The organism is Gammaproteobacteria bacterium, assembly GCA_028817225.1.
Taxonomy (GTDB): Bacteria; Pseudomonadota; Gammaproteobacteria; order Poriferisulfidales; family Oxydemutatoraceae; genus Oxydemutator.
The window spans coordinates 1-13202 of sequence record JAPPQC010000041.1 but is presented as its reverse complement, the minus strand read 5'-3'; the positions used below and the strand labels follow the sequence as shown (position 1 = coordinate 13202).

The window sequence follows — 13202 nt, the reverse complement described above, 5'->3', positions numbered from 1 at the left end:
GTCATCACAGGGGCGCTATTGGAAGCGGTGTCTCTCCGTTCATTGCCAGTTCCCAATTTACCAACAAATCTTCTCGGTGCAGTTCCGTCCACGCCTGCACCAGCTTCAACTGCCGCCTCGGCAAACCGCCGCTTATCACCTTGCCGGTTTTAATTTCAATGCACGCCTTGTGTTCGGCATATTGCGCGTGAAAATGCGGCGGCGGGTGCTCGCTTGAACCGAAAAACATCCGAATCGCAATACCGTAGAAAATGGAAATCGTCGGCATGGACAAGCCCTCACTGTCTGGTGAACTGGATTGCATATTTGCCCGCAGGATTTGGCCGCGCGCGCATCGCGCATCGCGGCCCGCGCCCGCGGATGATTTGACGCTTTCATGATAAATCAGCGCCGGGTGCAAATCCAGATTGCATTGCCTGCCATACCAGGCGACCGTGCCATACGCAACGCGCACGCTGCGAAACAGATTTTCATCCCGCAAAGCCTTGAAAACGCCCTTGTCAAGAAACGGCTTCATGTCAAACACGCCGTGCTCGCCATTGTCAAACTCAACCGCCAGTTGGTAGTCGGGCCGGCATTCCACCGCCACCGCCTTGGGGTGAGGCAAAAAATAATCGGACGCTTTCATTTCAGCGGATTAATGCGGAACGGTTCTTCATGTTCCTTCATCAGTCTCCAGTTCGCCATCAATTCATCGCGGTAAATCTCGCCCCAGGCTTCGACCAGATGCGTTTGCTTTTCAGGCAGGTTGCCGGTCACGACTTCAGCGCGCTCAATATCAACCTGCGCCTCGAAATCCGTATATGAGGCGGTGAAATACGGCGGCGCATCCGTGCGCGGGTTTTCGGGCATGCGGATGATAATGCCGTGGAACATGGAAATAGCAGGCATGACCAAGCCCTCACTCCGCGAGTTCGCGGTTGGCCTGCAACACGAGCGCGACTGCTTCAATCAGGTTTTGTTTCGTCTCGGCGAGCGTTTTGCCCTGCGTGTTGGCGCCCGGCAACTCTTCAATGTAGCCGATGTAGCCGTATTCGCTTTTTTCAAACACGGCGGTCAGTGCTTCGTTCATTGTTTTGCAACCTCCTCCAACGGCGCTATTTTATGCTGCGGCGGCGCCTGTGCGTGCTCGCCTTGCTTTTTTGGCTTCATTTGCTGATTATAGCGTGATGAAAGTGCTTGCGGGGTTCGGGCTGATTGTGTTGGGGATGGCGGTGGTGGAGATTCAACTGTTCGCCATCGTTACCGACGCGGTTGGCGCGGTGGGGACGGTGCTGCTGATTGTCGCGACCGGGGCCTGTGGCGTGGCCGCGCTGCGGCGGCTGGGGCGGGCGGCTTTTCAGCAACTGCGCGCCGGGATGTCGGGCATTCCGCAGCCGCAGCCGGATTTGCTGCAGAGCGGTTTTGTGGTGATTGGCGGCCTGCTGCTGATTTCGCCGGGGTTTTTCAGCGATTTTGTCGGCGCGCTGTTTCTGCTGCCGGCGGCGCGGCGCTGGCTGATTCGCCACCTGCTGCCGCGGCTGACGCGCTGGCAGTGGCATGTGCAGATGCGAAGGCGCGCCCGCTGGGCGCGCGGCGCGGGCGCGCCGGACGACGCGGACAGCGCGCCGCCGCCGCCGCCCGAACCGCCGCTGCCGCGCAGACCGGACGGCAGCAAACCCGACATCATTGAGGGCAAATACCGCAGGCGCGATTGAGCGGCGGCGGGCGCTGCCCGTTGCCGACCCGGGCGCATTGCGAGAACGCTTGCCGCCGAACGCCGGCGGGTGGCGGGCGCTGCCCGTTGCCGACCCGGGCGCATTGCGAGAACGCTTGCCGCCGAACGCCGGCGGGCGGCGGGCGCTGCCCGTTGCCGGCGGTTGGGCAAAACGAAGGCCGCGTCCCCGGCGGGGGAGCGCGGCCTTTTGTCAGGATGGCTGTCGGAGTGCGCCGGTCTTAACTGGCGTGGCCGATATTGACATCCTGGCCGTCAAAGGCGCCCAGCCCGGAGGCGAGACCGACACCGATAGCGGCGGTCGCACCGGCAATGAGGGTAACACCGATAGTGACGGCACTGGCGAAGATTGTCGCACCGATTGCGACGGCACCAACACCCGCGGCGCCGCCGGCCAGAACGCCGGTGAGGCCAAGGCTGGTCGCAACCCCGATGCCAATCGTGCCGAAAAACAGTGCAATGCCGAGTTCGCCGCCGGAGACCGCTTCCAGATCCTGGTCCGCCAGCTCCCGCGCCCGGGCAGACGCCTCCTCAAGCCCGTTATAGTCCGGCACGGGAACATGGACGACATCCGCCGTGTTCTGCGGATAGACGATGCTGACCCGGTTGAACTGGGCCAGGATATTCTCTATTTTGGCCTTGCTTTCCGCATTGGTGGACGCATCCGTCAGGAATTTGCCGATGCCGACCGCCGCGATTTCATTAATCATCGGCGGCGCCTTGGCCTTCCTGCCCGCCGATGATGTGGCCGCCCCTGCGGGGCTTGCTTGTTGTGTTTCCATTGTTTCTATCCTCCTTTAGAGTGGTTGTTGAAGCGCGCCGGTCTTAACTGGAGTGGCCGACACTGACAGCCTGGTTGCCGTCAAAAGCGCCCACTGCGGCGGCGATACCGACACCGAGACCGGTGGCCACAACCGACGTCCCCAGTACACCGGCGCCAACGACCAGGGCACTGGCTGCCACGCCCGCCGCGATGGCGCTTGCCGAGGCGATTGATGCCCCCGCTGCTCCAGTGCCGAGTATGCCTGAGCCAACCGACAGCATGATACCGATTTTCGCAAAAAAGGCTCCCACGACTCCGACCGTAACGAAGAGTTCACCACCGGCGATTTCCGCCAGTTGCTCCTCGGTTATCTGATCTATCTTGTGGTCCCAATCCGGAAAGTCGGGCACGACGACATTCAGTTCGTCGGCGGTGTTCTGTGCATAAGTCACATTGAAATTTTCGAATTGAGCCAGGCGCTTCTCGGCCTCGGCCCGGGCTTTCGGCAGTGTATCCGGATGCGCCAGGCTGCGCCCGAGAAAGACGGCTGCAATTTCATTGCTCAGGGGGATAGAAACGCCGGGCCTTGTCCGGACGCCCCCCGATTGTTTTTGTGTTGTTTCCATTGGTTTGTCCTCCTGCTGAGTTATGGTAGGTGCTATCTTTTCAGCCTTGTTCCGAAAATGCAATACTGACACAGGTTTCTGAACCAGTGGCGGCCATTTTCCGCGTGGCCGAACGCGCCGCGACAAGGCGCGGCGCGGGCCTGTGACAAAAAACCGCGCCGGAACAACCACTTGCAACGCGGGGGCTTGACTTTCAGCCCGCTGTCCCTATTATAGATGGCGGTTTGGCGGTTTCCGCTCCGGGAACACGCAGACCGTTCTAAACAAATCAACGAAAAATAAAAAACTTTGGAGGAATCCATGAAGATTCGACCCCTGCACGACCGGGTTGTCGTCAAACGCCTGGAAGAGGAACGAACCAGCCCGGGCGGCATCGTCATCCCGGACAGCGCCACCGAAAAACCCGTCAAAGGCGAGGTGATGGCGGTCGGCGATGGCCGAATCATGGACGACGGCGCGGTGCGCGCGGTTGGCGTCAAGGTCGGCGAGACGGTGCTGTTCGGCAAGTATTCCGGCACCGAAGTCAAGCTGGACGGCGATGAACTGGTGGTGATGCGCGAAGACGACATCATGGCCGTCATTGAGTCCTGAACGGTTCACAACAAACAAGACACAGGAGAAACCATCAATGAGTGCGAAAGAAATCCGGTTTGCCGACGACTGCCGCCAGCGCATGACCGCCGGCGTCAACATTCTCGCCGACGCCGTCAAGGTTACGTTAGGGCCGAAGGGCAAGAATGTGGTGCTTGAGAAGTCGTTCGGGGCGCCGACGGTTACCAAGGACGGCGTGTCGGTGGCCAAGGAGATTGAACTGAAGGAGAAGTTCGAGAACATGGGCGCGCAGATGCTGAAGGAAGTGGCGTCGCAGACCTCCGATGTCGCCGGCGACGGCACGACGACGGCGACGGTGCTGGCGCAGGGCATCATCCGCGAGGGCATGAAGGCGGTCGCGGCGGGCATGAACCCGATGGACCTGAAGCGCGGCATGGACAAGGCCATGGGCGCGTCGGTGGATGTGCTGAAGAACCTTTCAAAGCCGTGCTCCGACCGCAAGGCCATCGCCCAGGTCGGCAGCATTTCGGCCAACTCCGACCCTTCCATCGGCGAGATCATCGCCGACGCGATGGACAAGGTGGGCAAGGAGGGCGTCATCACCGTTGAAGAGGGCAACGCGCTGGAGAACGAACTGGATGTCGTTGAAGGCATGCAGTTTGACCGCGGCTACCTGTCGCCGTATTTCATCAACAACCAGGACAACATGTCGGCGGAACTGGAAGACCCCTTCATCCTGCTGCACGACAAGAAGGTGTCCAACATCCGCGACCTGCTGCCGGTGCTGGAGGCCGTCGCCAAGTCCGGCAAGCCGCTGCTGATGATCGCCGAGGATGTGGAAGGCGAGGCGCTGGCGACGCTGGTGGTCAACACGCTGCGCGGCATTGTCAAGGTGGCGGCGGTCAAGGCGCCGGGCTTCGGCGACCGCCGCAAGGCGATGCTTGAGGACATCGCCGTGCTGAGCGGCGGCAAGGTCATTTCCGAGGAGATCGGCCTGTCGCTTGAGAAATGCTCGCTGGCCGACCTCGGCCAGGCCAAGCGCGTGACGGTTTCAAAGGAGAACACGACGATTGTCGGCGGCACCGGCACGAGCGACGACATCAAGGGCCGCGTTGAGCAGATTCGCGTGCAGATTGAGGAGGCGACTTCCGACTACGACAAGGAGAAACTCCAGGAGCGCATGGCCAAACTGGCCGGCGGCGTCGCCGTCATCAAGGTGGGCGCCGCGACCGAGGTTGAGATGAAGGAGAAAAAGGCGCGCGTAGAAGACGCGCTGCACGCGACCCGCGCCGCGGTTGAGGAGGGCGTTGTGCCCGGCGGCGGCACCGCGCTGGTGCGCGCCATCGAGGGCATCGCGTCGCTGAAGGGCGACAACCCCGACCAGGATGTGGGCATCAGCATTCTGCGGCGCGCGATGGAAGACCCGTTCCGCCAGATTGTCAGCAACGCCGGCGGCGAGGCGTCGGTGGTGCTGGACGCGGTGCGCGGCAAGGAGGCCTCTTACGGCCACAACGCCGCCAGCGGCAAATTCGGCAACATGATGGAGATGGGCATTATTGACCCGACCAAGGTCACGCGCAGCGCGCTGCAAAACGCCTGCTCCATCGCCAGCCTGATGGTGACGACCGATGCGATGGTGGCCGAAATGCCGAAGGAAGAGCCGCCGATGCACAGCCACGGCGGCGACATGGGCGGCGGCATGGGCGGCATGGGCGGCATGATGTAAGCCGCCCCGCGCCGGCCCGGCTGTTGAAGCCTTGCCCGCCGTGTTGTATGTTGAAAGCCCCGCCGTTTGCGGGGCTTTCTTTTTTTTGGGATGGCGCATGAAAGTCAACGAACAAAGTCATCTGCTGGAGGGGGCGCGTTATGTGGCCTCGCCGAACGCCGACGAGCGTCCGGCGGCGGCGGCGCCGGAACTGGTTGTGATTCACTGCATCAGCGTGCCGCCGGGGGAGTACGGCGGGGCGGGGGTTGAGCAGTTGTTCACCAACGCGCTGGACCCCGGCGAGCACGGGTTTTACCGCGAGGTTTGCGGGTTGCGCGTGTCGGCGCATTTGTTTATTCGCCGCGACGGCGAGGTGGTGCAGTTTGTGCCGTTTGACAGGCGCGCGTGGCATTGCGGCGTTTCCAGTTACCGCGGGCGCGAGCGGTGCAACGATTTCTCGGTCGGCATTGAACTGGAGGGGCGCGACGACGACGCCTTTGAGGCGGCCCAGTACGAGCGCCTGCGCGCGGTGCTGGGCGCGCTGTTTGACGCCTATCCGACGCTTGGCATTGAGCGCGTCGCCGGCCACAGCGACATCGCGCCGGGGCGCAAGACCGACCCCGGGCGTTTCTTTGATTGGCATTTCATGCCCGGCCTGGCGCGCCCCTGAGATGGCCGCGCGCGACGGCGTTGAGCGCACCGCCGCGGCCCTCGCCGGCGGCGGCGCGCGCCTGGTGCACGACGGGCGGCGCATCGGCCTTGAGAAGGAGTCGCTGCGCATCGGCCCGCGCGGGATGCTGGCGAAGACGCCGCACCCGCGCGCGCTCGGCTCGGCGCTGATGCACCCGTTTATCACGACGGACTTCTCCGAGGCGATGCTGGAGTTTGTGACGCCGCCGCTGCCCGGCGCCGGCGATGCCGTGGCTTTTCTGGAGGAATGCCACGCGCAGGTGTACGCGCGCATCGGCGATGAACTGCTGTGGCCGGCGAGCATGCCGTGCATTGTCAAGGACGAGACCGAAATTCCGCTGGCGCGCTACGGCTCGTCCAACCTCGGACGCATGAAGACGATTTACCGCCGCGGCCTCGGCTACCGCTACGGGCGCACGATGCAGGTGATCGCCGGCGTTCATTTCAACTACTCCGTCGGCGGCGACTGCTGGCGCGCGCTGGCGGAATTGTCGGGCGCGGCGGGAACAGCAGGGGCGGGGGCGTCTGCGGCCTTCCGTTCGGAACGCTACATGGGGCTGATACGCAACTTTCTGCGGCTGGCGTGGATGATTCCGTATTTGTTCGGCGTGTCGCCGGCCATCTGCCGGTCTTTTCTTGGCTCGTCGGCGCACCCGCGGCTGGAGGCGTTTGATGAGACGACGCTGTACGGGCGCCACGCGACTTCGCTGCGCATGGGCGACATCGGCTATCAGAACAACCAGGAGGCCAGCATCGGCATCCGCGCCGATTACAACAGCCTGGCCGGTTATGTGGCAAGCCTCGGGCGCGCGGTGACGACGGAGCATGCGCCGTACCGGCGCCTTGGCGTCAAGGTCGGCGGCGAGTACCGCCAGATCAACGCCTGCATTCTGCAGATTGAGAACGAGTATTACAGCACGATGCGCCCGAAGCGCGCCGCCGGCAAGGAGGAAATGCCGCTTGCGGCGCTGCGGCGCGGCGGTGTAGAGTATGTGGAACTGCGCTCGCTGGATGTGGATGTGTTCAGGTCGGCGGGCGTCGGCGAGGCGCAACTGAAGTTTATCGAGATGCTCGCGTTTTTCTGCCTGCTGTCGCAAAGCCCGCCCATCGGCGACGATGAGCGCAAGGCCATAGACCGCAACGAAATCGCCGCCGCGCACGACGGGCGCGCGCCGGGCCTGAAACTGAACCGCGGCGGGCGCGAACAAACGCTTGCCGACTGGGGGCTTGAGATATGCGACCGGCTGTGGCCGGTGTGTGAGTTGTTTGATGGTGGTGGTGATGGCGGCAATGGCGGCGGCGGCGGCAGTTACGCCGATGCGCTGCGCGAGCAGGCCGGGCGTTTCCGGCAGCCTGATTTGTGCCCGTCGGCGCGGATGCTTGACGCGATGAGCGACGGCGGCTGGAGTTTTGTTGGCTTCGCCGAGGCCCAGGCGGCGCGCTTTCGCAGCCACTTCGCCGCGCGCACGCCGCAGGCCGGGCCGCGCGCGGACTTCGACCGCACCGCGGAAGAAAGCCACGAACGGCAGGCTGAAATGGAAACCGGCGACGACCGCCCGCTTGACCGCTACATCAGCGATTACTTCGCGCAACTGGCGCCGGTGGAAAACGATGAGAGCCGGCCTTTCGCCGGCGGTGAACGCCGCCTTGCAACCGACGCCGATGAAAAGCAATGACACTCAACCTTTCGTCGGCAGCAACCGCTACCGCCTCGCGACCGGCGTCCGTGGAAAGCGATGAGACTCATCACCTGCCGTTACCGGAATAAAACGCACATCGGCGTTGCCGACGGCGATGCGGCGCTGCTGCCGGCGCTGCATGACGGCTGGCGCGGGCGTTATGCCGACATGCTGGCGCTGATTGACGCCGGCGCGCGCGGGCTGGATGAACTGCGCGACTTTGTCGCCGGCGCCGGCGGCGGCATCGGCGTGGCGATGGAGGATGTGCGCCTGCTGGCGCCGATACCGCGCCCGCGGCAGAATGTGATTTGCCTGGGCTGGAATTACGCCGACCATGTGAAGGAAACGCAGGCGCGCGCCGGCGTGCGCGGCGAGTTGCCGGAACACCCGGTGGTGTTCACGAAGGACGCGGGCGCCGTCAACGGGCCATATAACGATGTGGTGCACGACGCCGCCGTGTCACAGCGGCTGGACTGGGAGGTGGAACTGGCGGTGGTGGTCGGGCGCGGCGGGCGCAAACTGGGGGCGGACGGGGCGCTGGCGCATGTCTTCGGTTACACCGTGGCCAACGACATCACCGCGCGCGACCTGCAGAAAAGGCACAAGCAGTTTTTCATCGGCAAGAGTTTGCCGGGGTCTTGCCCGATGGGGCCCTGCATTGTGACCGCCGATGAAATCGCCGACCCGCAGGCGCTGGCGCTGGAGAGCCGCCTGAACGGCGAAGTCAAGCAGAGCGCCTCGACCGCGTCGCAGATATTTGATGTGGCGACGGTGCTTTCCATTTTGTCGAGAAGCCTTGCGCTTGAGCCGGGCATGATCATCTCGACCGGCACGCCGGACGGCGTTGGCTACGCGCGCAACCCGCCGGAATACTTGCAGCCGGGCGATGTGATTGAGTGCGAAGTGGAGCGGATCGGGAAGTTGGCGAACCGGATTGTTGCGGCGAAGGGGTGACGGCTGCGTTGCCGGGGTGCGGTGGTGAATGGCGCGGGTGTTGTTGTCGGGGTGTGGCGGCGGCCTGCTTATGCGGCGTTGATTTGCCGGGCCGCGTTGTTTGACGGCTAACTGTCCGACCAGTAATTCTCGGTGGTGATCTGGCCGGGGTCGCGGCGGCGGTTTTTCTTGAAGCCGCGCGCTTTCAGGATGTTGCTTGTGTCCTCAATCATGCCCGGGTTGCCGCAGATCATCACTTGCGAGGTGGCCGGGTTGAACGGCAGGTTTGCGCGCTTTTCCAGTTCGCCGCTTTCGATGGCCGCGGGCACGCGCCCGGGCATTGCGAAGTCGGTCTGCTCGCGGCTGACGAACGGGATGAAGGTGAAGCGCTGCGGGTCGCGGCGGCGGAAGGTTTCGATGGTGTCGCTGTAGGTCAGTTCTTCGGCGCGGCGCACCGCGTGAACCAGCACGATGCGTTGGAAGCGCCGCCAGGGTTCATCGGTTTTCAGGATGGACAGGAAGGGGCCGAGCGCGGTGCCGGTGGACAGCATCCACAATTCGCTGCCGTCGCGCACCTCGTCCATCGTGAAAAAGCCCGCCGCCGCCGATGCAATCCATATTTTGTCGCCGCGCTCCAGCGCGTGCAGGCGCAGCGACAACGCGCCTTCGGGGACGACGATGGAGTAAAACTCCTGGTGCGCCTCGCCGGGCGCGTTGACGAACGAGTAGGGGCGCGCGATTCGCTTGCCGCCGATGTCGAGCGCAAGCCGCCCGAACTGGCCGGGCGTGAAGGTCTTGATGTCGGCGTCTATCTTGAGCGAGTAGAGCTGGTCGGTCCAGTGCTTGTTCTCGACGACGACGCCCTCGGTGAAACTGGAGTCGGGCATGGGAAGCGGGGAAGTGTATAGGGAAATGGGGGGGTTGGCTACTGGCGGGGAGGGGAACAGGGGCGGGGGTGGAGAGGCGGCTTTCGATTGGACGGAGGGTAAACTTCCGATTGGACGCACTGTAACCTTTCAATTGGACGCACACTTAACTTTCGATTGGACGGGGGGCAAACTTCCGATTGGACGCACTGCAACCTTTCAATTGGACGGGGGGTAAACTTTCAATTAGACGCCCCCTAACCTTTCAATTGGACGGACAAAAAGTTACAATCAGCCGATGGCCGAAGACGCCCTTTATTCCCGCCATGTCGAGCAGCACCTGATTGAGGCGCTGGAGGATTCGCCGGTCGTTCTGATTCACGGCGCCCGGCAGTGCGGCAAGACCACATTGGCGCGCATGGTGGGCACGCCCCGGGATTACGCGTACATCAACTTTGACGACAACATCGTGCGCGACGCCGCGCAGATGGACCCGGCGGGGTTTGTCGCCAATCTGCCCGAACGCATTATCCTGGACGAAGTGCAGCGTGCGCCGGCGCTTTTTACCGCGTTGAAACTGGAGGTGGACCGCAGGCGCGTGCCGGGGCGTTTTCTGCTGACGGGATCCACTTCCATACTGCTGCTGTCGAATCTTTCGGACTCACTGGCGGGGCGCATGCAGATTTTGCGGCTGCACCCGTTCGCGCAGCGTGAACTGGAGCAACCGCCGCAGGCCCCGGGCTTTCTCGATTGCCTGTTCAAGGGTGAGTTCAGGCTGCCGCAAAAACCGCTCGCCCCGGAATCATCCGGCGCTTCATCCGCCACCGCCGGGAATGGCGAACTGGCCAAACGGGTTGTCACGGGCGGTTATCCGGCGGCTCTTGCGCGCCCGGTGGGGCGCCGGCGCAGCGCCTGGTGCCGCGACTATCTTGATGCGCTGGTGCAGCGCGATGTGCGTGATTTGACCCGAATCAGGTCGCTGGAAGCGCTGCCGCAACTGCTGACGCTGGCGGCGACACAAACCGCGAGGCTGCTGAATGTGACCGACCTAGCCTCCACATTTGAGAGCAGCCGGCCCACCATCCGCAGTTATGTCACCTTGCTGGAACGGCTGTTTATTCTGGACAGGCTGCCGCCGTGGCACAGCAACCGCCTGAGCCGGATTGTGAAGACGCCGAAACTGCACCTGGGCGACACCGGGCTTGCCTGCGCGCTGCTCGGCGTGGATGCCGCCGCACTGATGGCCGACCGGCCCCTGTTCGGGCAACTGCTTGAGACTTTCGTGTTCCAGGAGTTGCGGCGGCAGGCGAGTTGGCAGGATGCGGCGCTGGCGTTTTTTCATTACCGCGACAAGGACAAGGTGGAAGTGGATATCGTCATTGAGCGCGGCGCGCGGGTGCTGGCGGGGGTTGAAGTGAAGGCGGCGGCGACCGTTACCGCGGCGGATTTCCGGGGGTTGAGGAAACTCAAGCGCGCCACAGGCAAGCGGTTTGCCGGCGGCGCCGTGCTTTACAACGGCGAAATCAGCGCCAGTTTCGGCGGCGGACTTTATGCGGTGCCAATTCGGGCGCTTTGGGGAGTGGAGTGAGGGGGCGCCTGCGCCGTCTTTTGGGGAACGATGCATTCATGAATTCCAGAGAGATGATTCGCCGCCTTCTTGCCCCGGAAGCGGGGGCGGTCATTCTTGATACCGAAACCACCGGCCTTCACGACAGCGCCGAGGTTATCGAGATTGGAATCATTCGTGCCGCTAGCGGTGAAGTGCTCTGCAATCAGCGTTTCAAGCCGCATGGCGCGATGAATCCCGAGTCCCTGAAGATTCACGGCATCAGTGCCGATGCTCTGGCCGCGTGTCCCCGCTTTGCGGAGCGCATCGCTGAGGTGCGGCAGATTATCGAGGAGGTTCCGGTCATTGCCTGGTATGCCAATTTTGACAAGGGCAGATTGCGGCACGAGTTCACCAGCGCCGGGGCGGAATTCGGGCGCTGCTTTGAGGATTGGCACTGCGCCAGCATCCTCTACCATCGGGCTGTCTATGGGAGCACGGCATTGCGGGTGCGCCTGCCGGGCGCTTGCGAGGCCGAAGGCGTTGTGCACGACAACCCCCATTCCGCGCTGGGGGATGTGTACGCCGTTCGTCGGGTATTGCTCTCGGCGTGGGCGGGGTCTGGTAAACTGGACGCCCGCCTGGCAGCAGGACTGGAATAAACCAAAACCGTACACATTCCGCAATAGCTCTAATGAAATTGTGTATACAGCTTGCAAAATAAGGGCGTTTGTGGTAGCATCCCTCGCGGAAGCGAAATTTTTGAAAGCGAGGGATGCTACCACAAACGCCCTTCCAAACTCTTGCCAAACAAATCGGTTACCTCGCTGTAAGACACAGATTTCAGTTTCACCACCTCCCTGCCAAACAGCCCCGAACCAACCCGGCCTCCCCTTGCAAATTACCCCCTAAATTGAGTAAAATTACTCAATACAATGAGTAATTCCCCACAAATCCCCGCCCGCCTCCAAGCGAAAGAACTGGCCCGGCGCCTGAAAGAACCGCGCCGATTCATCCAGGTCGTCGCCGGGGCACGGCAGGTGGGCAAGACGACGCTGGTCAGGCAGGTCGCGGAGCAATCCGGACTGCCGACGCACTATGCCAGCGCCGATGAGCCGACTTTGCGCGGCGCCGACTGGGTGGAGCAGCAGTGGGAAGCCGCCCGGCTTGCTGCCGGCGAAGCGGGCAGGAAAGGTGCGCTTCTTGTCCTCGACGAGGTGCAGAAGATTACGCAATGGTCCGAAATCGTCAAGCGCCTGTGGGACGCCGACACGCACACCGGCCAGCCGCTGAAAGTCATCCTGCTCGGCTCCGCCCCGCTTTTGATTCAGCGCGGCTTGAGCGAAAGCCTCGCCGGTCGTTTTGAAGTGCTGCACCTGCCGCACTGGAGTTTCAGCGAAATGCGCCGGGCGTTCGGCTGGTCGCTGGAGCAGTATCTTTTCTACGGCGCCTACCCCGGCGCGGCGCCGCTCATCAAACAACCAAAGCGCTGGGCGCGTTACATCCAGGACTCGCTCATCGAAACCACCATCTCGCGCGATGTGCTGCTGCTGTCGCGTGTGAACAAACCGGCGCTGCTGCGCAGGGTTTTTGAAATTGGCTGCGCTTACTCCGGACAAATTCTTTCCTACAACAAAATGCTCGGCCAACTTCAGGACGCGGGCAACACCATCACGCTGGCGCATTATCTGGATTTGCTGTCCGGCGCGGGCCTGGTAACCAGCCTGCAGAAATACTCCGGCGAGGAAGTGCGGCGGCGCGCGGCCAGCCCCAAACTCCAGGTGCTGAACACCGCCCTGATAACGGCCCGCAAAGAAATGACATACGCACAAGCCCGCAAAGACAGCGAGTTCTGGGGGCATCTGGTGGAATCGGCGGTCGGCGCGCATCTGGCAAACGCCGCCGCCGCAGGGGAATGCAAACTGTATTACTGGCGCGAAAACAACCGCGAGGTGGATTTTGTCGCCAGCGCCGGCGGGCAACTGACGGCCATCGAGGTAAAAAGCGGGCGCTCGCAACACCGCCCGGCGGGAATGGCGGCCTTCTCCGACGCCTTCGGCGCCACACGCAAACTCCGCAAACTGCTGGTCGGCGGCGACGGCATTGATGTGGAAACCTTTCTGTCAAA

The 13202-nt window shown here is 62.9% G+C and carries 15 protein-coding genes and 1 pseudogene; 9 read left to right on the top strand and 7 right to left on the bottom strand.

The genetic code is table 11. The features are described 5' to 3' along the window. Nucleotides 1-4: 4 nt before the first annotated feature. The 4 genes and pseudogenes from OXU50_05610 to OXU50_05595 all read right to left on the bottom strand — a co-directional run bounded on the left by OXU50_05610 (nt 5) and on the right by OXU50_05595 (nt 1072). Nucleotides 5-268 (bottom strand): DUF4160 domain-containing protein, encoded by a 264-nt coding sequence (locus OXU50_05610; protein ID MDD9869350.1) that lies wholly within the window; start codon nt 266-268, stop codon nt 5-7. 114 nt (nt 269-382) lie between these two features. Next, a pseudogene (locus OXU50_05605) lies at nt 383-628 on the bottom strand (DUF2442 domain-containing protein). Next, on the bottom strand, nt 625-891 hold the full coding sequence (locus tag OXU50_05600) for a DUF4160 domain-containing protein (protein MDD9869349.1): 267 nt from the start codon (nt 889-891) through the stop codon (nt 625-627). Before OXU50_05600 ends, OXU50_05605 begins: the two are co-directional and overlap by 4 nt. Before the next feature lie 10 nt (nt 892-901). Further along, a complete protein-coding gene (locus OXU50_05595; GenBank protein MDD9869348.1) occupies nt 902-1072 on the bottom strand; it encodes a type II toxin-antitoxin system HicB family antitoxin in 171 nt (56 codons plus the stop codon). Nucleotides 1073-1169: 97 nt separating this feature from the next. Between OXU50_05595 and OXU50_05590 the strand changes: the two genes are divergently transcribed. Continuing rightward, nucleotides 1170-1697, top strand: a complete 528-nt coding sequence (locus OXU50_05590; protein ID MDD9869347.1) for an FxsA family protein — start codon at nt 1170-1172, stop codon at nt 1695-1697. Between the two features lie 238 nt (nt 1698-1935). Here the strand turns inward: OXU50_05590 and OXU50_05585 are convergent, their stop codons facing one another. Next, nucleotides 1936-2496, bottom strand: a complete 561-nt coding sequence (locus OXU50_05585; GenBank protein ID MDD9869346.1) for a hypothetical protein — start codon at nt 2494-2496, stop codon at nt 1936-1938. Between the two features lie 43 nt (nt 2497-2539). Further along, nucleotides 2540-3103, bottom strand: coding sequence for a hypothetical protein (locus OXU50_05580; protein ID MDD9869345.1), 564 nt, complete (start codon nt 3101-3103; stop codon nt 2540-2542). A 300-nt stretch (nt 3104-3403) separates the two neighbouring features. Between OXU50_05580 and OXU50_05575 the strand changes: the two genes are divergently transcribed. The 5 genes from OXU50_05575 to OXU50_05555 all read left to right on the top strand — a co-directional run bounded on the left by OXU50_05575 (nt 3404) and on the right by OXU50_05555 (nt 8683). Then, nucleotides 3404-3694: a co-chaperone GroES gene (locus OXU50_05575; GenBank protein ID MDD9869344.1), complete on the top strand. Its 291-nt coding sequence runs from the start codon at nt 3404-3406 to the stop codon at nt 3692-3694. A gap of 37 nt (nt 3695-3731) precedes the next feature. After that, a complete protein-coding gene (gene groL / locus OXU50_05570; protein MDD9869343.1) occupies nt 3732-5381 on the top strand; it encodes a chaperonin GroEL in 1650 nt (549 codons plus the stop codon). A gap of 97 nt (nt 5382-5478) precedes the next feature. Continuing rightward, nucleotides 5479-6030, top strand: coding sequence for a 1,6-anhydro-N-acetylmuramyl-L-alanine amidase AmpD (gene ampD, locus OXU50_05565; protein ID MDD9869342.1), 552 nt, complete (start codon nt 5479-5481; stop codon nt 6028-6030). A 1-nt stretch (nt 6031) separates the two neighbouring features. Further along, the gene (gene gshA, locus OXU50_05560; GenBank protein MDD9869341.1) at nt 6032-7726 is read left to right on the top strand and encodes a glutamate--cysteine ligase; all 1695 of its coding nucleotides are present in this window, start codon (nt 6032-6034) and stop codon (nt 7724-7726) included. A 60-nt stretch (nt 7727-7786) separates the two neighbouring features. Beyond that, nucleotides 7787-8683, top strand: a complete 897-nt coding sequence (locus OXU50_05555) for a fumarylacetoacetate hydrolase family protein (protein MDD9869340.1) — start codon at nt 7787-7789, stop codon at nt 8681-8683. A gap of 107 nt (nt 8684-8790) precedes the next feature. Here OXU50_05555 and OXU50_05550 read toward each other — a convergent pair whose 3' ends face one another. Further along, on the bottom strand, nt 8791-9549 hold the full coding sequence (locus OXU50_05550; GenBank protein ID MDD9869339.1) for a ferredoxin--NADP reductase: 759 nt from the start codon (nt 9547-9549) through the stop codon (nt 8791-8793). A gap of 277 nt (nt 9550-9826) precedes the next feature. Between OXU50_05550 and OXU50_05545 the strand changes: the two genes are divergently transcribed. The 3 genes from OXU50_05545 to OXU50_05535 form a co-directional block, all read left to right on the top strand. Continuing rightward, on the top strand, nt 9827-11116 hold the full coding sequence (locus OXU50_05545; GenBank protein MDD9869338.1) for an ATP-binding protein: 1290 nt from the start codon (nt 9827-9829) through the stop codon (nt 11114-11116). 38 nt (nt 11117-11154) lie between these two features. Further along, nucleotides 11155-11736, top strand: coding sequence for a 3'-5' exonuclease (locus OXU50_05540; protein ID MDD9869337.1), 582 nt, complete (start codon nt 11155-11157; stop codon nt 11734-11736). Between the two features lie 273 nt (nt 11737-12009). Then, the coding region (locus OXU50_05535; GenBank protein MDD9869336.1) for an ATP-binding protein at nt 12010-13202 on the top strand (1193 nt) is incomplete at its 3' end.

Coding starts and splice junctions, on each gene's coding strand:
- OXU50_05610 (MDD9869350.1), bottom strand. CDS start 268: ATGCCGACGATTTCCATTTTCTACGGTATTGCGATTCGGATGTTTTTC.
- OXU50_05600 (MDD9869349.1), bottom strand. CDS start 891: ATGCCTGCTATTTCCATGTTCCACGGCATTATCATCCGCATGCCCGAA.
- OXU50_05595 (MDD9869348.1), bottom strand. CDS start 1,072: ATGAACGAAGCACTGACCGCCGTGTTTGAAAAAAGCGAATACGGCTAC.
- OXU50_05590 (MDD9869347.1), top strand. CDS start 1,170: ATGAAAGTGCTTGCGGGGTTCGGGCTGATTGTGTTGGGGATGGCGGTG.
- OXU50_05585 (MDD9869346.1), bottom strand. CDS start 2,496: ATGGAAACACAACAAGCAAGCCCCGCAGGGGCGGCCACATCATCGGCG.
- OXU50_05580 (MDD9869345.1), bottom strand. CDS start 3,103: ATGGAAACAACACAAAAACAATCGGGGGGCGTCCGGACAAGGCCCGGC.
- OXU50_05575 (MDD9869344.1), top strand. CDS start 3,404: ATGAAGATTCGACCCCTGCACGACCGGGTTGTCGTCAAACGCCTGGAA.
- groL (MDD9869343.1), top strand. CDS start 3,732: ATGAGTGCGAAAGAAATCCGGTTTGCCGACGACTGCCGCCAGCGCATG.
- ampD (MDD9869342.1), top strand. CDS start 5,479: ATGAAAGTCAACGAACAAAGTCATCTGCTGGAGGGGGCGCGTTATGTG.
- gshA (MDD9869341.1), top strand. CDS start 6,032: ATGGCCGCGCGCGACGGCGTTGAGCGCACCGCCGCGGCCCTCGCCGGC.
- OXU50_05555 (MDD9869340.1), top strand. CDS start 7,787: ATGAGACTCATCACCTGCCGTTACCGGAATAAAACGCACATCGGCGTT.
- OXU50_05550 (MDD9869339.1), bottom strand. CDS start 9,549: ATGCCCGACTCCAGTTTCACCGAGGGCGTCGTCGTCGAGAACAAGCAC.
- OXU50_05545 (MDD9869338.1), top strand. CDS start 9,827: ATGGCCGAAGACGCCCTTTATTCCCGCCATGTCGAGCAGCACCTGATT.
- OXU50_05540 (MDD9869337.1), top strand. CDS start 11,155: ATGAATTCCAGAGAGATGATTCGCCGCCTTCTTGCCCCGGAAGCGGGG.